We start from the raw sequence: 18286 nt of genomic DNA, 5'->3' as shown, positions 1-18286 counted from the left end.
GGATCACTCACCACCCTCTCGACGGATGATACGGGCCTTCAGCGGCAGCTTGTGGATGGCCAGGCGGAGCGCCTCACGGGCGACGTCCTCCGTGACACCCGACAGCTCGAAGAGCACGCGTCCGGGCTTGACGTTGGCGACCCACCACTCCGGCGAGCCCTTGCCGGAGCCCATGCGGGTCTCGGCGGGCTTCTTGGTGATGGGACGGTCCGGGTAGATGTTGATCCAGACCTTGCCGCCACGCTTGATGTAGCGGGTCATGGCGATACGGGCGGCCTCGATCTGACGGTTGGTCACATAGGCCGGCGTGAGCGCCTGGATGCCCCACTCGCCGAACGTCACGGTGGTGCCGCCCTTGGCGGCGCCGGAACGCTTGGGGTGGTGCTGCTTGCGGTGCTTGACGCGACGGGGGATCAGCATCAGGCGTTGCCTCCTTCAGCGGGAGCGGCGGCCGGGGTCTCGGCGCCGGCGCCGGCGTTCTCCTGGCGGGGAGCACGCTCGGCGCGATCGTTGCGACGACGACGCTCGCCGCCGCCACGGCGCTCGCCGCCGCGGCCACGGCCGGAGGGCTGAGCGGCCTCCTTGGCCGCGAGCTCCTTGGCGGTCAGGTCGCCCTTGTAGATCCAGACCTTCACGCCGATGCGGCCGAAGGTGGTCTTGGCCTCGAACTTGCCGAAGTCGATGTTCGCGCGGAGGGTGTGCAGCGGCACGCGACCCTCGCGGTAGAACTCCGAGCGGCTCATCTCGGCGCCGCCGAGGCGGCCGGAGCACTGGATGCGGATGCCCTGCGCGCCGGCGCGCATGGCGGACTGGATCGCCTTCTTCATCGCACGGCGGAACGCCACGCGGGAGGCGAGCTGCTCGGCCACACCCTGCGCCACCAGCTGGGCATCGGTCTCGGGGTTCTTGACCTCGAGGATGTTCAGCTGGATCTGCTTGCCGGTGAGCTTCTCGAGCTCACCGCGGATGCGGTCGGCCTCGGCGCCGCGGCGGCCGATCACGATGCCCGGACGCGCGGTGTGGATGTCCACGCGCACGCGGTCACGGGTGCGCTCGATCTCCACCTTGGAGATGCCGGCGCGCTCCATGCCGGTGGTCATCAGCTCGCGGATCTTGACGTCCTCCTTGAGGAAGTCAGCGTAGCGCTGGCCCTCCTTGTGGGAGTCCGCGAACCAGTGCGAGACGTGGTCGGTGGTGATGCCGAGGCGGAACCCGTTGGGGTTGATCTTCTGTCCCATTGTCAGTTCCCACCCTTCTCGTCCTTGGACGCGACGACCACGGTCACGTGGCTCGTGCGCTTGTTGATGCGGTACGCGCGGCCCTGAGCACGGGGCTGGAACCGCTTCATGGTCGGGCCCTCATCCACGAAGGCCTCGGTGATGTAGAGGGCGTCCTCGTCGAAGGCCTGGCCCTCGCGGTCCGCCTTGACACGGGCGTTCGCCACCGCGGAGGTCACCAGCTTGTACACCGGCTCCGAAGCACCCTGCTGGGCGAACTTCAGGATGGCCAGTGCTTCGGTGGCCTGCTTGCCACGGACCAGGTCGACGACGCGCCGGGCCTTCATCGGCGTCACGCGCAGGTGGCGCGCAATTGCCTTGGCTTCCATTGCTTCTCTCTTTCGATTCTCGAGAAGGTCAAGCGTGCTGTGCCCTCAGGCTCAGCGACGCTTGCCCTTCTTGTCGTCCTTCACGTGGCCGCGGTAGGTCCGGGTCGGGGCGAACTCGCCCAGCTTGTGACCCACCATGGACTCGGTGACGAACACCGGGACGTGCTTGCGTCCGTCGTGGACCGCGATGGTGTGACCCAGCATGTCCGGGATGATCATCGACCGGCGGGACCAGGTCTTGATGACGTTCTTGCTGCCCTTCTCGTTCTCGGCCAGAACCTTCAGGTAGAGGTGCTGATCGACGAAGGGGCCCTTCTTCAGGCTGCGAGGCATGTCTTCCCTGCTCCCTTATCGCTTGTTCTTGCCGGTACGACGGCGACGCACGATGAGCTTGTCGCTTTCCTTGTTCGGACGACGCGTGCGGCCCTCGGGCTTGCCGTTCCGGTTGACGGGGTGACGACCGCCGGAGGTCTTGCCCTCGCCACCGCCGTGCGGGTGGTCGACCGGGTTCATGACGACACCGCGGACGGTCGGGCGCACGCCCTTCCAGCGCATGCGGCCGGCCTTGCCCCAGTTGATGTTCGACTGCTCGGCGTTGCCGACCTCGCCGATCGTGGCGCGGCAGCGCACGTCGACGTTGCGGATCTCCCCGGAGGGCAGGCGCAGCTGGGCGTACTTGCCCTCGCGGGCGACCAGCTGCACGGAGGCGCCGGCGGAGCGGGCCATCTTGGCGCCGCCGCCGGGGCGCAGCTCCACCGCGTGGATGGTGGTGCCCACGGGGATGTTGCGCATCGGCAGGTTGTTGCCGGGCTTGATGTCGGCGTTCGGGCCGGCCTCGACCACGTCGCCCTGCTTCAGCTTGGCCGGGGCCAGGATGTAGCGCTTGGCGCCGTCCGCGTAGTGCAGCAGCGCGATGCGGGCGGTGCGGTTCGGGTCGTACTCGATGTGCGCGACGGTGGCGGGCACGCCGTCCTTGTCGTGGCGACGGAAGTCGACCAGGCGGTACTGGCGCTTGTGGCCGCCGCCCTTGTGACGAGTGGTGATGCGGCCGGTGTTGTTGCGGCCGCCGGTCTTGTGCAGCGGACGGAGAAGGGACTTCTCCGGCGTGGACCGGGTGATCTCTGCGAAGTCGGCCACGGACGAGCCGCGCAGGCCCGGGGTGGTCGGCTTGTACTTACGGATAGCCATGTGTCAGTTCCTCGATTAAGTGGTCTCCGCACGCCGATCAGGCGAGCGGACCTCCGAAGATGTCGATGGTCCCGTCCTTGAGCGTGACGATGGCACGCTTGGTGGACTTGCGCTGGCCCCACCCGAAGCGGGTGCGACGGCGCTTGCCGGAACGGTTCAGGGTGTTGACCGAGGCCACGTCGACGTTGAAGATGCGCTCCACCGCCTGCTTGATCTCGGACTTGTTGGAGCGGGGGTCGACCAGGAAGGTGTACTTGCCCTCGTCGATCAGACCGTAGCTCTTCTCCGACACGACGGGAGCGATGATCACGTCGCGGGGATCCTTGTTGATGGAGCCGCTCACTGGGCATCCTCCTTCTTGGCGCCGGAAGCCTGGGCCACGTACGCCTCGTAGGCCGCCTGGGTGAACACGACGTCGTCGGAGACGAGCACGTCGTAGGTGTTCAGCTGGTCGGCGTACAGGGTGTGGACCGCAGGCAGGTTGCGGGCGGACAGGGCGGCGACGTCGTCGGCCCGGTCGATCACCAGCAGCACGTTCTTGCGGCCGGTGTTCAGGGACGCGAGGCCCGCCTTGGCGGCCTTGGTGGACGGGGTGGTCCCGGACACGAGGGCCTCGATGACGTGGACGCGGCCGTTGCGGGCGCGGTCCGACAGGGCACCGCGCAGGGCGGCGGCCTTCATCTTCTTGGGGGTCCGCTGCGAGTAGTCGCGCGGGGTGGGGCCGTGGACGACGCCACCGCCGGTCATGTGCGGGGCCCGGATGGAGCCCTGACGGGCGCGGCCGGTGCCCTTCTGCTTGAACGGCTTGCGACCGGCACCGGACACCTCGCCGCGGCGCTTCGTCTTGTGCGTGCCCTGGCGGGCGGCGGCGAGCTGGGCGACGACGACCTGGTGCATGAGCGGCACGTTGGACTGCACGTCGAAGAGCTCGACGGGCAGATCGACCTGGATGGTCTTCACGGAGTTCTCAGCCATGGTCTCAGGCTCCCTTCACGGCGCTGCGGACGAGCACGACCTGGCCCTTGGAGCCGGGCACCGCGCCCTTGATCAGCAGGAGGTTGTTCTCCACGTCGATGCCGTGGAGGGTCAGGTTCATGGTGGTCTGGCGCACCGCGCCCATGCGACCGGGCATGCGCTGGCCCTTGAACACGCGGCCGGGGGTGGACGCGCCGCCCACGGAGCCGGGCTTGCGGTGGTTCTTGTGCGCACCGTGCGAGGCGCCCACACCGGCGAAGCCGTGGCGCTTCATGGCGCCGGCGAAGCCCTTGCCCTTGGTGGTGCCCACGACGTCGACCTTCTGGCCGGCCTCGAAGACCTCCACGGTCACGTCCTGGCCGAGCGCGTACTCGGCGGCGTCGGCGGTGCGCAGCTCGACGAGGTGGCGACGCGGGGTCACGCCGGCCTTCTCGAAGTGACCGGCCAGGGGCTTGGTCACGCGGCGGGGATCGATCTGGCCGTAGGCGATCTGCACGGCGGTGTAGCCGTCGGTCTCCTCGGAGCGCAGCTGGGTGACGACGTTCGGGTCTGCCTTGACCACGGTCACGGGGATGAGCTTGTTGTCCTCATCCCAGACCTGGGTCATGCCGAGCTTCGTGCCCAGCAGGCCCTTGATGTTCTGGGTGTTGGTCATAGTCTCTCAGCACCTCCCTCTCAGAGCTTGATCTCGATGTTGACGTCCGCGGGCAGGTCCAGTCGCATGAGCGAGTCGACGGCCTTCGGGGTCGGGTCGATGATGTCGATGAGCCGCTTGTGGGTGCGCATCTCGAAATGCTCGCGGCTGTCCTTGTACTTATGGGGAGAACGGATAACGCAGTACACGTTCTTCTCCGTCGGCAGCGGCACGGGGCCGACCACCGTCGCGCCTGCGCGCGTGACCGTGTCAACGATCTTGCGGGCCGACACGTCGATGACCTCGTGGTCGTACGACTTCAGCCGGATGCGGATCTTCTGTCCCGCCATGGCGTCACGCCTCTCTCGTCGGGTGTGCTGTTCCTGTCCCTGTGCGGCGGATCGGGTCCGCCTTCTTGTCCTCCACCCGCGCGGGGCGAATCCGGTCGGACCGGGTTCCTCGCCGCCGCCGGACTCCGGTCCACGCGGTCGGGCGTGTCGCGTCCCTGGGAGGGCACACGCCTGCGGCGGATCGGAGTGGTGACGTCACATCTGGGCCGAGCTGCCGCCGCGAGACACACGACGACAGCGCAATGGCGCTTGAGCAACCGAATCAGTATAGACAGAACCGGGCCCGGTCCGCCAATCGGCGGACCGGGCCCGGCGGTCACCAGGGCTCAGCGGCCCCACTCGGTGGGCGGGCCGGCGTTGAGCAGCAGCGTGAAGACGACGGCGACCACGGCGACCGCCACAAGCGCGCTGACCACCGGATGACGCAGCACCACGACGAGGAGCCGTTCCAGGGGCCTCCGCTCCCCCGGCGCACGGTCCACGACCTGCCACCGCGGGGCCGGCTCGCCGCGCCGCCGCTGGGCCCGCTCGAACGGGACCGTCATGAACGGGACGATCGTCGAGCCGAGGCCGAGGAGCCCGCGGGTCACCGACCATCGCCCGTCGATCCACACGGCGACCGTCACCACGAGGTAGCAGAGGAACACGAAGCCGTGGACGCCGCCGGCGACCGGCACCACCCGCTCCGTGACTCCGCCGTACTTGAGGCCCATGGCGATCAGCAGGCCGGCCCAGGTGAACATCTCGGCCATCGCCGTGACGGCGAACAGGCGGCGCGGGCTGGGCAGGCTCATCGCTCCAGCTCCCCACCGCGGTTCGCGCGCCGGATGCGCCGGGCGCGGTCGATCTCGGGACGGAAGGTCCGCAGCGCCCAGCGCACGGCCACGGCGGCCACGGCGAGCACCACGATGAGGATGAGCAGTTCAGGCATATCCTCAGCCTAGCGGCCGCCGCCGCGCCGTCGTCGGACACGGCGACGCCCCCACCTCCGGGAGACCCGGAGACGGGGGCGTCGCGCGTCAGCGGCTCAATGGAGCCACGAGACGGGATGCGTCAGATCACTTGGTGATCTTGGTGACGCGGCCGGAGCCCACGGTGCGGCCACCCTCGCGGATGGCGAAGCCGAGGCCCTCCTCCATGGCGATCGGCTGGATGAGCTCGACCGACATCTCGGTGGTGTCGCCGGGCATGACCATCTCGGTGCCCTCGGGCAGCGTGATGACGCCGGTGACGTCGGTGGTGCGGAAGTAGAACTGCGGGCGGTAGTTCGAGTAGAACGGGTTGTGACGCCCACCCTCGTCCTTGGACAGGATGTAGACGTTCGCCTCGAAGTTGGTGTGCGGGGTGATGGAACCCGGCGCCACCACGACCTGGCCGCGCTCGACGTCGTCGCGCTTCAGACCGCGCAGCAGCAGACCGCAGTTCTCGCCGGCCCAGGCCTCGTCGAGCTGCTTGTGGAACATCTCGATGCCGGTGACGGTGGTCTTCTGCACGTCGCGGATGCCGACGATCTCGACCTCGGAGTTGATCTTCAGGGTGCCGCGCTCGGCGCGACCGGTCACCACGGTGCCACGGCCGGTGATGGTGAAGACGTCCTCGATCGGCATCAGGAACGGCTTGTCCTTGTCGCGGACCGGGTCCGGGATGAACTCGTCCACGGCATCCATGAGGTCCTCGACGGACTTGACCCACTGGGGGTCGCCCTCGAGGGCCTTCAGACCGGAGGTGCGGATGACCGGGGCGTCGTCGCCGTCGAACTCCTGGGAGGACAGCAGCTCGCGGACCTCCATCTCGACGAGCTCGAGGAGCTCCTCGTCCTCGACCATGTCCGACTTGTTCAGGGCCACGAGCAGGGCCGGCACGCCGACCTGGCGGGCCAGGAGCACGTGCTCACGGGTCTGGGCCATCGGGCCGTCGGTGGCGGCGACCACGAGGATCGCACCGTCCATCTGAGCGGCGCCGGTGATCATGTTCTTGATGTAGTCGGCGTGACCGGGGGCGTCCACGTGGGCGTAGTGACGCTTCTCGGTCTGGTACTCCACGTGGGAGATGTTGATGGTGATGCCGCGCTGACGCTCCTCGGGGGCGGAGTCGATCGTCGCGAAGTCACGGGCCTCATTCAGGTCCGGGTACTTGTCGTACAGGACCTTCGAGATGGCGGCGGTCAGCGTGGTCTTGCCGTGGTCAACGTGGCCGATGGTGCCGATGTTGACGTGCGGCTTCGTCCGCTCGAACTTTGCCTTTGCCACTAGTTCCTCCTAAGAACTGGTTCATCGTCAAGAAGACTGCTCAGCCGCCTGGGACGTGCTGACAACTTGACTGAGTCTACTCGGATGGTACGGGGTTGGGGAAATCCCGGCCTCACGAGGGCCAGTCCGGTTCCAGGCCGTCGGGACCGCCGAGAGCGGACCGGACCTGACCCGTCCTGATCGCGGACCGCCGCGCCGGGGAGGGCGGTCCGGTCGCCCCGGGTCGGCCGCCGCTGCGGCGGCCGACCCGGGGCAGGTCGTTCAGAGCAGGTGACCTGCGGTCACTCGCCCTGGGACTTCTGGACGATCTCGTCCGCCACGGCCTTGGGGACCTCGGCGTAGGAGTGGAAGGTCATCGAGTACACCGCGCGGCCCTGCGTCTTGGAGCGCAGGTCGCCGATGTAGCCGAACATCTCCGAGAGCGGCACGAGGGCGTTGACCACCTTCACGCCGGTCGCGTCCTCCATGGACTGGATCTGGCCGCGGCGGGAGTTCAGGTCGCCGATGACGTCGCCCATGAACTCCTCGGGGGTGCGGACCTCCACGGCCATCAGCGGCTCGAGGATGATCGGGTTGGCCTTGCGGACACCCTCCTTGAAGGCCTGGGAGCCGGCGATCTTGAACGCCATCTCCGAGGAGTCGACGTCGTGGTACGCACCGTCGAGCAGGGTGGCCTTCACGCCGACCATCGGGTAGCCGGCCAGCACGCCGAACTGCATGGCGTCCTGGATGCCCGCGTCCACCGAGGGGATGTACTCGCGGGGCACGCGACCGCCGGTGACGGCGTTCTCGAACTCGTAGACCTCGCCCTCGGCGGTGTCCAGGGGCTCGAAGGACAGCTGCACCTTGGCGAACTGGCCGGAGCCGCCGGTCTGCTTCTTGTGCGTGTAGTCGACCTTGTCGACCTTGCGCTTGATGGTCTCGCGGTACGCGACCTGGGGCTTGCCCACGTTGGCCTCGACCTTGAACTCGCGCTTCATGCGGTCCACGAACACGTCCAGGTGGAGCTCGCCCATGCCGCCGATCTCGGTCTGACCGGTCTCCTCGTTGAGGTTCACGCGGAACGTGGGGTCCTCGGCGACGAGCTTCTGGATGGCGGTGGACAGCTTCTCCTGGTCACCCTTGGTCTTCGGCTCGATGGCCACGGAGATCACGGGCTCCGGGAAGGTCATCGACTCGAGGATGATCGGGTTCGCGGGATCGCACAGGGTGTCGCCCGTGGTGGTGTCCTTGAGGCCGATCACGGCGTAGATGTGGCCGGCGACCACCTCGTCCACCGGGTTCTCCTTGTTGGCGTGCATCTGGAACAGCTTGCCGATGCGCTCCTTCTTGCCCTTGGTGGCGTTGAGGATCTGCGCGCCGGACTCCAGGCGGCCGGAGTACACGCGGATAAAGGTCAGCGTGCCGAAGAAGGGGTGCGTGGCGATCTTGAAGGCCAGGGCCGAGAACGGGGCCTCCTTCGACGCCTCGCGCTCCAGCACCTGCTCCTCGTCGTTCACGGCGTGGCCCTTGACGGCGCCGGCGTCCAGCGGGTTCGGCAGGTAGGCGACCACGGCGTCCAGCATCGGCTGCACGCCACGGTTCTTGAACGCGGAGCCGCAGAACACCGGGTAAGCCTCGGCGTTCACGGTCAGCTGGCGCACGCCGGCCTGGATCTCCTCGACGGTGAGCTCCTCGCCCTCGAGGTACTTCTCCATGAGCTCCTCGGAGCTCTCGGCGACGGCCTCGACGAGCTGGTTGCGGTACTCCTCGGCCTTCTCCTGGAGCTCGGCGGGGATCTCGCGGGTCTCGTAGGAGGCGCCCATGGTGACGTCGCCCTTGGCGTCGCCCGGCCACACGAAGGCCTTCATGGAGATCAGGTCGACGACGCCCACGAAGTCGTTCTCGGCGCCGATCGGCAGCTGCATCACGAGCGGACGCGCGCCGAGGCGCTTCACGATGGTGTCGACGGTGAAGTAGAAGTCCGCGCCCAGCTTGTCCATCTTGTTGACGAAGCAGATGCGGGGGACGTCGTACTTGTCCGCCTGGCGCCACACGGTCTCCGACTGGGGCTCCACGCCCTCCTTGCCGTCGAACACGGCGACGGCGCCGTCGAGCACGCGCAGCGAGCGCTCCACCTCGACCGTGAAGTCCACGTGGCCGGGGGTGTCGATGATGTTGATCTGGTGGTCGTTCCAGAAGCAGGTCACCGCGGCGGAGGTGATGGTGATGCCGCGCTCCTTCTCCTGCTCCATCCAGTCCGTCGTCGCGCCGCCGTCGTGGGTCTCGCCCAGCTTGTGGTTGACACCCGTGTAGAACAGGATGCGCTCGGTGGTGGTGGTCTTGCCGGCATCGATGTGGGCCATGATGCCGATGTTGCGGACCTTGTGCAGGTCGGTCAGCACGTCCTGTGCCACGGTGTCTCCCTTGGTCGGGTGGAATGGGGGGCTCGTGAGGTGGATGCGGTGGGTGGCCCGTCCGAAGAGGACGCACCTGCGGCCCGAGGCGCGGATCGCGCGCCCCGGGCCACACGGATCACCAGCGGTAGTGGGCGAAGGCCTTGTTGGCCTCGGCCATCTTGTGGGTGTCCTCGCGACGCTTCACGGCGCCGCCCAGGCCGTTCGAGGCGTCCAGGATCTCGTTCATCAGACGCTCGGTCATGGTCTTCTCACGGCGGGCCTTGGAGAAGCCGACCAGCCAGCGCAGGGCCAGGGCCGTGGAGCGGCCCGGCTTGACCTCGACGGGCACCTGGTAGGTGGCGCCACCGACGCGGCGGGAGCGCACCTCGAGGGCCGGCTTGATGTTGTCCATGGCCTTCTTGAGGGTGGCCACGGGATCGGCGCCGTTCTTGGCACGGGCGCCCTCGAGCGCACCGTACACGATGCGCTCGGCGGTGGACTTCTTGCCGTCGATGAGCACCTTGTTGATCAGCTGCGTGACCAGCGGGGAGCCGTAGACGGGATCGACGACGAGGGGGCGCTTCGGCGCAGGACCCTTACGAGGCATTACTTCTTCTCCTTCTTGGCGCCGTAGCGGGAGCGGGCCTGGCCGCGGTTCTTCACGCCCTGGGTGTCGAGGGCGCCGCGCACGATCTTGTAGCGCACGCCGGGCAGGTCCTTCACACGACCGCCGCGGACGAGCACGATCGAGTGCTCCTGCAGGTTGTGGCCCTCGCCGGGGATGTAGGCGGTGACCTCGATGCCGCCGTTCAGGCGCACACGGGCGACCTTGCGCAGCGCCGAGTTCGGCTTCTTGGGCGTGGTGGTGTACACGCGGGTGCACACGCCACGACGCATGGGGTTCCCCTGCAGCGCAGGGGCCTTCGTATTGACGACCTTGGGTGAGCGGCCCTTGCGGACCAGCTGCTGAATCGTAGGCACTCTTCAGCCTTCCTGTGTTTCGGTGATCGCTGACGTGATCGACCGGCGCCCGGGGCGCCGGCTGCTCGTTCCTCTGCTCTGCCTCTCCCTGGGGGGCTCGCAACGAGCAGACGTCCGCAGGCGTGCAAAAGTGTGGCATCTGCCGCGCAATGACCCCGCGACCCGGACAGCGTCCAATTTGCCACACGAAAAACAATCCTTGACAGCATAGCACGCCCCGGCGTCATCGACGAGCCGGCCCCGCACGGCCAAGGGGCCCGCCCCTCCCCCGCGTGAGCGGAGGAGCAGCGGGCCCCCTGGGGGACGCGGATCAGGCGCGGAAGTCGCCCCCGCGGCCGTAGTCGTCCAGCGAGACGGCGTGGAAGTCGTTCTCGCCGAGCGACTGGTCCAGGCCCGGGTAGTCGAAGTCCGCGAACCCGGCCGGCGAGGCGAACAGGTTGGCCTTCGCCTCCTCCGTCGGCTCCACGACGGTCTTCGTGTAGCGATCCAGGCCCGTGCCGGCCGGGATCAGCTTGCCGATGATCACGTTCTCCTTCAGGCCCAGCAGCGGGTCGGACTTGCCCTCCATGGCCGCCTGCGTCAGGACGCGGGTCGTCTCCTGGAAGGACGCGGCCGACAGCCACGAGTCCGTGGCCAGCGAGGCCTTCGTGATGCCCATCAGCTCGTCGCGGCCGGAGGCCGGCTGGCGGCCCTCGGCGACGGCGGCGCGATTGGCGGCCACGAAGCGCGCCCGGTCCGTGAGCTCACCCGGCAGCAGGTCGGTGTCACCGGACTCGATGACGGTGATGCGACGCAGCATCTGCCGGACGATGACCTCCACGTGCTTGTCGTGGATGCCCACGCCCTGGGACTGGTACACGTTCTGCACCTCGTCCACGAGGAACCGCTGCGCGGCCCGCGGGCCGAGCACGCGCAGGACCTGCTTCGGGTCCACGGCGCCGGCCACGAGCTGCGTGCCCACCGGCACGTGCTCGCCGTCCGCCACGAGGATGCGTGCACGGCGCAGCACCGGGTAGGCGATCTCCTCGGAGCCGTCGTCCGGGGTGAGCAGCAGGCGCACGGACGCCTCGGTGTCCTCGATGGTCACGCGGCCGGCGACCTCGGAGATCGGGGCGACGCCCTTCGGGGTGCGGGCCTCGAAGAGCTCCTGGATGCGGGGCAGACCCTGCGTGATGTCGTCGGCCGAGGCCACACCGCCGGTGTGGAACGTGCGCATGGTGAGCTGGGTGCCCGGCTCACCGATCGACTGGGCCGCGATGATGCCGACGGCCTCGCCGATGTCCACCAGCTGGCCGGTGGCCATCGAGCGGCCGTAGCACTTCGCGCAGGTGCCCACGGCGGACTCGCAGGTCAGGACCGAGCGGACCTTGATCTCCGTGACGCCGGCGGCCACCAGCTCGCCGATCAGCACGTCGCCCACGTCCGCACCGGCCGAGGCCAGCACCGTGCCGTCCTCGCCCGTGACGTCCTGGGCCAGCGTGCGGGCGAAGGCCGAGTTCTCGACCTGCTCGTGGGCCACCAGCTCGCCGTCGGCGTTCGGCGCGGCGATCGTCACGGACAGGCCGCGCTCGGTGCCGCAGTCATCCTCGCGGACGATGACGTCCTGGGACACATCGACGAGACGACGGGTCAGGTAGCCCGAGTTCGCGGTCTTCAGCGCGGTGTCCGCGAGGCCCTTGCGGGCGCCGTGGGTGGCGGAGAAGTACTCGAGCACGGACAGGCCCTCGCGGTACGAGGACTTGATCGGACGCGGGATGATCTCACCCTTCGGGTTGGCCACCAGGCCGCGGATGCCCGCGATCTGGCGCACCTGGAGCCAGTTGCCTCGCGCACCGGAGGACACCATGCGGTTGATGGTGTTGAGCTCCGGCAGGCCGTCCTTCATGGCCGCGGCGACCTCGTCGGTGGCCTTGTTCCAGATGTCGATCAGCTCGGAGCGACGCTCGTCGTCCGCGATCAGGCCCTTGTCGTACTGCTGCTGCACGCGCTGGGCCTGCTCCTCGTAGCCCTCCATGATGGCGGCCTTGTCGAAGTCGGAGGTGATGTCCGAGATCGCCACGGTCACACCCGACCAGGTGCCCCAGTGGAAGCCGGCGTCCTTGAGGTTGTCCAGCGTCTGCGCGGTGACGACCATCGGGTAGCGCTCGGCCAGGTCGTTGACCAGCTGACCGAGGGTGCCCTTGGTCGCCTGCTTGTCCAGCCACGGGTAGTCGTCCGGCAGCAGCTCGTTGAACAGCACCTTGCCCAGGGTGGTCTCGATGAGGGCGATCTCGCCCTCGGACCAGCCCTCGGGGGCAGGCACGGCCGCCGACGGCACGAAGCCCTCGACGCCGATCCGTGCGGGCGCGTTCAGGTGCAGGTCGCCGCCGTCGAACGCCATGATGGCCTCGGCGACGGTCGCGTACAGGTTGCCCGCGCCGACCTCGTCCGGACGCACCGTGGTGAGGTGGTTCAGGCCGATGATCATGTCCTGGGCCGGCACGGCGACCGCGCGGCCGTCCGAGGGCTTCAGGATGTTGTGGCTCGAGAGCATGAGCAGGCGCGCCTCGGCCTGGGCCTCCGGCGACAGGGGCAGGTGGACCGCCATCTGGTCGCCGTCGAAGTCCGCGTTGAACGCGGAGCAGACCAGCGGGTGCAGCTGCAGGGCCTTGCCCTCCACGAGCTGCGGCTCGAAGGCCTGGATGCCCAGACGGTGCAGGGTGGGGGCGCGGTTCAGCAGGACCGGGTGCTCGGTGATGACCTCCTCGAGCACGTCCCAGACCTGCGGACGGAAGCGCTCCACCATGCGCTTGGCGGACTTGATGTTCTGCGCGTGGTTCAGGTCCACGAGACGCTTCATCACGAACGGCTTGAACAGCTCCAGCGCCATCTGCTTGGGCAGGCCGCACTGGTGCAGCTTGAGCTGGGGACCCACCACGATGACCGAGCGGCCCGAGTAGTCCACGCGCTTGCCGAGCAGGTTCTGACGGAAGCGGCCCTGCTTGCCCTTGAGCATGTCGGAGAGCGACTTGAGCGGGCGGTTGCCCGGGCCGGTCACCGGCCGGCCGCGGCGGCCGTTGTCGAACAGCGAGTCCACGGCCTCCTGCAGCATGCGCTTCTCGTTGTTGACGATGATCTCGGGCGCGCCGAGGTCGAGCAGCCGCTTCAGGCGGTTGTTGCGGTTGATCACGCGACGGTACAGGTCGTTGAGGTCGGAGGTCGCGAAGCGGCCGCCGTCCAGCTGCACCATCGGACGCAGCTCCGGCGGGATCACCGGGACGGCGTCCAGGACCATGCCCTCGGGCGAGTTGTCCGTGGTCAGGAACGCGTTGACGACCTTCAGGCGCTTCAGGGCGCGGGTCTTGCGCTGGCCCTTGCCCGTCTTGATGGTCTCACGCAGCATCTCGGACTCGGCCTCGAGGTCGAAGGTCTGCAGGCGACGCTGGATCGCCTCCGCGCCCATCGAGCCCTCGAAGTACTGGCCGTACTTGTCCCGCATGGCCCGGTACAGGCCCTCGTCACCCTCGAGGTCGGCGACCTTGAGGTTCTTGAAGCGGTCCCAGACCTGCTCCTTGCGGTCCAGCTCCGCGTCCGCGCGCTTGCGGATCTGCCCCATGGTCTTGTCCGCGGCGTCGCGGGCCTTCTTCTTCTCGGCGGCCTTGGCGCCCTCGGACTCCAGCTTGGCCAGGTCCTTCTCGAGGTCGGCGGCCACCGCGGCGATGTCGGAGTCGCGCTGGTCGGCCAGGACACGGGTCTCCTGGTCGTACTCGGCCTGGAGGTTGGCCAGGTCGCGGTGCCGGGCCTCCTCGTCCACCGAGGTGATCATGTAGGCCGCGAAGTAGATGACCTTCTCGAGGTCCTTCGGCGCCAGGTCCAGCAGGTAGCCCAGGCGCGAGGGCACGCCCTTGAAGTACCAGATGTGGGTGACCGGCGCGGCGAGCTCGATGTGGCCCATGCGGTCGCGGCGCACCTTCGAGCGGGTCACCTCGACGCCGCAGCGCTCACAGATGATGCCCTTGAAGCGCACGCGCTTGTACTTGCCGCACGCGCACTCCCAGTCGCGGGTGGGGCCGAAGATCTTCTCGCAGAAGAGTCCGTCCTTCTCCGGCTTCAGGGTGCGGTAGTTGATGGTCTCCGGCTTCTTGACCTCGCCGTAGGACCAGCGGCGGATGTCCTCCGCCGTGGCCAGGCCGATGCGCATCAGGCCGAAAGAGTTGTCAGTGGACATGCTGTTCACGCTCATGCTCCGGTGAACTCCCTTGGTTCAGTGGTTCTCAGGTGACGTCTTGTGGATGCGGATCGGGCCCGGCTCAGACTTCCTCCACCGAGCTCGGCTCGGCGTGGGAGAGGTCGATGCCCAGCTCCTCGGCGGCGCGGTAGACCTCGTCCTCCGCGTCACGCATCTCGATGGCCTGGCCGTCGGCGGAGAGGACCTCCACGTTCAGGCAGAGGGACTGCATCTCCTTGATGAGCACCTTGAAGGACTCGGGAACACCCGGCTCCGGGATGTTCTCGCCCTTGACGATGGCCTCGTAGACCTTCACGCGGCCGTGGATGTCGTCCGACTTGATGGTCAGCAGCTCCTGGAGGGTGAACGCCGCGCCGTACGCCTCGAGCGCCCACACCTCCATCTCGCCGAAGCGCTGGCCGCCGAACTGGGCCTTACCGCCCAGCGGCTGCTGCGTGATCATCGAGTACGGGCCCGTGGAACGGGCGTGGATCTTGTCGTCCACCAGGTGGTGCAGCTTGAGCATGTACATGTAGCCCACGGACACCGGGTCCGGGAACGGCTCGCCGGTGCGGCCGTCGAACAGCTGCGCCTTGCCGCTGTCGCTCATGAGACGGTCGCCGTCGCGGGTCACGTTCACGTGGCCGAGCAGGCCCGTGATCTCGTACGCCTCGGCGCCGTCGAACACCGGGGTGGCCACGTTGACCGGACCGGACTGGCGCGGGAAGTTCGGCAGGTCCTTGATCCACTCCGGCTCGCCCTGGATGTCCCAGCCGCGCGAGGCGGCCCAGCCCAGGTGCAGCTCCATGACCTGGCCGAGGTTCATGCGGCCGGGGACGCCGAGCGGGTTCAGCACGATGTCCACCGGGGTGCCGTCCGCCAGGAACGGCATGTCCTCCAGCGGCAGGATCTTCGAGATGACGCCCTTGTTGCCGTGGCGGCCGGCCATCTTGTCGCCGTCGGTGATCTTGCGCTTCTGCGCCACGTAGACGCGCACCAGCTGGTTCACGCCCGGGGGCAGGTCGTCGTCCTCGTCGCGGTCGAAGATGCGCACGCCGATGACGGTGCCGGACTCGCCGTGCGGCACCTTCAGGGACGTGTCGCGGACCTCGCGGGACTTCTCGCCGAAGATCGCGCGCAGCAGGCGCTCCTCCGGGGTCAGCTCGGTCTCGCCCTTCGGGGTCACGCGGCCGACCAGGATGTCGCCGGCCTCCACCTCCGCGCCGATGTGGATGATGCCGCGCTCGTCGAGCTGCGACAGCACCTCCTCGGACACGTTGGGGATGTCGCGCGTGATCTCCTCGGCGCCCAGCTTGGTGTCGCGGGCGTCGACCTCGTGCTCCTCGATGTGGATCGAGGTGAGGACGTCCTCCGAGACCATGCGCTGGGACAGGATGATCGCGTCCTCGTAGTTCAGGCCCTCCCAGGGCATGAACGCGACGAGGAGGTTCTTGCCGAGCGCGAGCTCGCCGTTGTCCGTGGCGGGACCGTCGGCGATGATGCTCAGCGGCTCCACCCGCTCGCCCTCGGACACGCGCACGCGCTGGTTGTAGGCGTTGCCCTGGTTCGAGCGGGCGAACTTCATGATCGGGTAGTGCGTGGTGGTGCCGTCGTCGTTCATGACGGTCACCAGGTCCGCGGCCACCTCGGTCACGACGCCGCCCTGCGTGGCCGTCACGGAGTCGCCCGCGTCCACGGCCACGTACTTCTCCATGCCGGTGCCCACGTAGGGGGCCTCGGAGCGGAGCAGCGGCACGGCCTGACGCTGCATGTTCGCGCCCATGAGCGCGCGGTTGGCGTCGTCGTGCTCGAGGAACGGGATGAGGGCGGTGGCCGCCGACACCATCTGGCGCGGGGACACGTCCATGTAGTCGATCTCGTCCACGGTCGAGAGCACGGGCTCGCCGTCGCCGCCGCGCTGGCGGCAGAGCACGAGCTCCTCCACGAACCGGCCGTCCTCGTCCACCGGGGCGTTCGCCTGGGCGATCTGGAAGGCCAGCTCGTCGTCGGCGGTCAGGTAGTCCACGGTGTCCGTGACCCGGCCGTCGACCACGCGGCGGTATGGGGTCTCGATGAAGCCGAAGGAGTTGATCCGGCCGAAGGTCGCCAGCGAGCCGATGAGGCCGATGTTCGGGCCTTCCGGGGTCTCGATGGGGCACATGCGGCCGTAGTGCGACGGGTGGACGTCACGGACCTCCATGCCGGCACGGTCGCGGGACAGGCCGCCCGGGCCGAGCGCGGACAGGCGGCGCTTGTGCGTCAGGCCGGCCAGCGGGTTGTTCTGGTCCATGAACTGGGACAGCTGCGAGGTGCCGAAGAACTCCTTGATCGCCGCCACCACGGGGCGGATGTTGATCAGGGTCTGCGGGGTGATCGCCTCGACGTCCTGGGTGGTCATGCGCTCGCGCACGACGCGCTCCATACGGGACAGGCCGGTGCGGATCTGGTTCTCGATCAGCTCGCCCACCGCGCGGATGCGACGGTTGCCGAAGTGGTCGATGTCGTCGATCTCCACGCGCACGTCCACCGGCTCGCCGTCGCGCGTGCCCTTGATGGCGGTCTCGCCGGCGTGCAGCGCGGCGATGAAGTGCACCATCTGGACGATGTCGTCCTCGGTGAGCACGGACGCGTTGGGGTCGCCGAGGTGCACGTCCACGCCGAGCTTGCGGTTGAGCTTGTAGCGGCCCACCTTGGCGAGGTCGTAGCGCTTCGGGGTGAAGTACAGGTTGTTCAGCAGCGACTGCGCGGCGTCGACGGCGGCCGGCTCGCCCGGGCGCAGCTTGCGGTAGATGTCGAGCAGGGCCTCGTCCTGGTCCGCGGTGCCGTCCTTCTCGAGGGTGGCGCGGATGGAGTCGTAGTGTCCGAACTCCTCCAGGATGCGGGACTCGGTCCAGCCCATGGCCTTGAGCAGCACCGTCACGGGCTGCTTGCGCTTGCGGTCGAGGCGGACGCCGACCTGGTCGCGCTTGTCCACCTCGAGCTCGAACCAGGCGCCGCGCGAGGGGATGATCTTCGCCGAGAAGATCTCCTTGTCCGAGGTCTTGTCCGGAGTGCGCTCGAAGTAGGCGCCCGGGGAGCGGACGAGCTGGGAGACGACGACGCGCTCGGTGCCGTTGATGATGAACGTGCCGTTGCGGGTCATCAGCGGGAAGTCGCCCATGAAGACGGTCTGCTGCTTGATCTCGCCGGTCGTGTTGTTCATGAACTCGGCCTTGACGTACAGCGGGGCGGAGAAGGTCGCGTCGCGATCCTTGCACTCCTCCTCCGTCATCTTCGCGTCGGCGAACTCCGGCTCGGCGAAGGACAGGGACATGGTGCCCTGGAAGTCCTCGATCGGGGAGATCTCCTCGAAGATGTCCGTCAGTCCCGAGGTGACGGGCACGGAGTGGTCGTCGGCGGCCAGGGCGGCGTCGACGCGCGCGGCCCACCGCTCATTGCCGATCAGGCGGTCGAACGACTCGGTCTGCAGCGCCAGCAGGTCCGGCACGTCCAGCGGCTCGGAGATCTTGGCGAAGGAGACGCGTCCGGCGGAGGCGCCGGATCGCGGGGAGACGGTAGCGGTTTCGTTGGAGGTGCTCGAGGCGACCACGTAGGATCCTTCCACAGGCCTTCTGGGTTCCGTTCGCTCCCCTGCCGCGAGACGGCGGCGCCGGCCCACCGCTATATGAAGGCCGTGCGGAACCGTGCGGGCCACGGCGGGACGCGGGGTCCTGCGGGC

General features: G+C 68.4%; 17 protein-coding genes. All 17 read right to left on the bottom strand.

All coding sequences use genetic code 11. The features are described 5' to 3' along the window. Window positions 1-3 precede the first annotated feature (3 nt). The 17 genes from rplP to rpoB all read right to left on the bottom strand — a co-directional run bounded on the left by rplP (window position 4) and on the right by rpoB (window position 18157). Entirely contained in the window at window positions 4-420 is a 417-nt protein-coding gene (rplP, locus tag AC0VX4_RS02645) for a 50S ribosomal protein L16 (RefSeq protein ID WP_002857481.1), read from the bottom strand. After that, window positions 420-1238, bottom strand: coding sequence for a 30S ribosomal protein S3 (gene rpsC / locus AC0VX4_RS02640; protein WP_002857479.1), 819 nt, complete (start codon window positions 1236-1238; stop codon window positions 420-422). Before rpsC ends, rplP begins: the two co-directional genes overlap by 1 nt. A 2-nt stretch (window positions 1239-1240) precedes the next feature. Then, window positions 1241-1606 carry a 50S ribosomal protein L22 gene (gene rplV / locus AC0VX4_RS02635; RefSeq protein ID WP_002857477.1) on the bottom strand — a complete coding sequence of 122 codons (366 nt, stop codon included), beginning with the start codon at window positions 1604-1606 and terminating at the stop codon, window positions 1241-1243. A 51-nt stretch (window positions 1607-1657) separates the two neighbouring features. After that, window positions 1658-1939, bottom strand: a complete 282-nt coding sequence (gene rpsS / locus AC0VX4_RS02630) for a 30S ribosomal protein S19 (RefSeq protein WP_002857475.1) — start codon at window positions 1937-1939, stop codon at window positions 1658-1660. A 15-nt stretch (window positions 1940-1954) separates the two neighbouring features. After that, window positions 1955-2794, bottom strand: a complete 840-nt coding sequence (gene rplB / locus AC0VX4_RS02625; protein ID WP_010080386.1) for a 50S ribosomal protein L2 — start codon at window positions 2792-2794, stop codon at window positions 1955-1957. 37 nt (window positions 2795-2831) lie between these two features. Further along, the gene (rplW, locus tag AC0VX4_RS02620; RefSeq protein ID WP_002857471.1) at window positions 2832-3137 is read right to left on the bottom strand and encodes a 50S ribosomal protein L23; all 306 of its coding nucleotides are present in this window, start codon (window positions 3135-3137) and stop codon (window positions 2832-2834) included. Then, on the bottom strand, window positions 3134-3769 hold the full coding sequence (gene rplD / locus AC0VX4_RS02615) for a 50S ribosomal protein L4 (RefSeq protein ID WP_002857469.1): 636 nt from the start codon (window positions 3767-3769) through the stop codon (window positions 3134-3136). Before rplD ends, rplW begins: the two co-directional genes overlap by 4 nt. Window positions 3770-3773: 4 nt before the next feature. Then, window positions 3774-4424 (bottom strand): 50S ribosomal protein L3, encoded by a 651-nt coding sequence (gene rplC, locus AC0VX4_RS02610; RefSeq protein WP_049160459.1) that lies wholly within the window; start codon window positions 4422-4424, stop codon window positions 3774-3776. A gap of 20 nt (window positions 4425-4444) precedes the next feature. Then, on the bottom strand, window positions 4445-4753 hold the full coding sequence (gene rpsJ / locus AC0VX4_RS02605; RefSeq protein ID WP_002857463.1) for a 30S ribosomal protein S10: 309 nt from the start codon (window positions 4751-4753) through the stop codon (window positions 4445-4447). A gap of 326 nt (window positions 4754-5079) precedes the next feature. Next, window positions 5080-5547: a DUF3817 domain-containing protein gene (locus AC0VX4_RS02600; RefSeq protein WP_002857462.1), complete on the bottom strand. Its 468-nt coding sequence runs from the start codon at window positions 5545-5547 to the stop codon at window positions 5080-5082. Beyond that, a complete protein-coding gene (locus AC0VX4_RS02595) occupies window positions 5544-5684 on the bottom strand; it encodes a hypothetical protein (RefSeq protein WP_162838057.1) in 141 nt (46 codons plus the stop codon). The genes AC0VX4_RS02600 and AC0VX4_RS02595 overlap by 4 nt, the downstream gene beginning before the upstream one ends. Before the next feature lie 127 nt (window positions 5685-5811). After that, window positions 5812-7002 carry an elongation factor Tu gene (gene tuf, locus AC0VX4_RS02590; RefSeq protein ID WP_002857459.1) on the bottom strand — a complete coding sequence of 397 codons (1191 nt, stop codon included), beginning with the start codon at window positions 7000-7002 and terminating at the stop codon, window positions 5812-5814. Between the two features lie 281 nt (window positions 7003-7283). Next, a complete protein-coding gene (fusA, locus tag AC0VX4_RS02585; RefSeq protein ID WP_049161600.1) occupies window positions 7284-9398 on the bottom strand; it encodes an elongation factor G in 2115 nt (704 codons plus the stop codon). 118 nt (window positions 9399-9516) lie between these two features. Further along, complete coding sequence (rpsG, locus tag AC0VX4_RS02580; protein WP_002854788.1) at window positions 9517-9987, bottom strand: 30S ribosomal protein S7; 471 nt, start codon at window positions 9985-9987, stop codon at window positions 9517-9519. Continuing rightward, window positions 9987-10361, bottom strand: a complete 375-nt coding sequence (rpsL, locus tag AC0VX4_RS02575; RefSeq protein ID WP_002854787.1) for a 30S ribosomal protein S12 — start codon at window positions 10359-10361, stop codon at window positions 9987-9989. Before rpsL ends, rpsG begins: the two co-directional genes overlap by 1 nt. Window positions 10362-10671: 310 nt before the next feature. Beyond that, the gene (locus tag AC0VX4_RS02570) at window positions 10672-14568 is read right to left on the bottom strand and encodes a DNA-directed RNA polymerase subunit beta' (protein WP_036334316.1); all 3897 of its coding nucleotides are present in this window, start codon (window positions 14566-14568) and stop codon (window positions 10672-10674) included. Window positions 14569-14650: 82 nt separating this feature from the next. Beyond that, window positions 14651-18157 (bottom strand): DNA-directed RNA polymerase subunit beta, encoded by a 3507-nt coding sequence (gene rpoB / locus AC0VX4_RS02565; protein WP_002854785.1) that lies wholly within the window; start codon window positions 18155-18157, stop codon window positions 14651-14653. Between the last annotated feature and the right edge of the window lie 129 nt (window positions 18158-18286).

Source organism: Micrococcus sp. 63XJN7_8_ISO-PGPR-S23-253 (assembly GCF_056173425.1).
The sequence above is the reverse complement of the archived record's forward strand: the minus strand, read 5'-3'. Positions and strand labels throughout refer to the sequence as shown.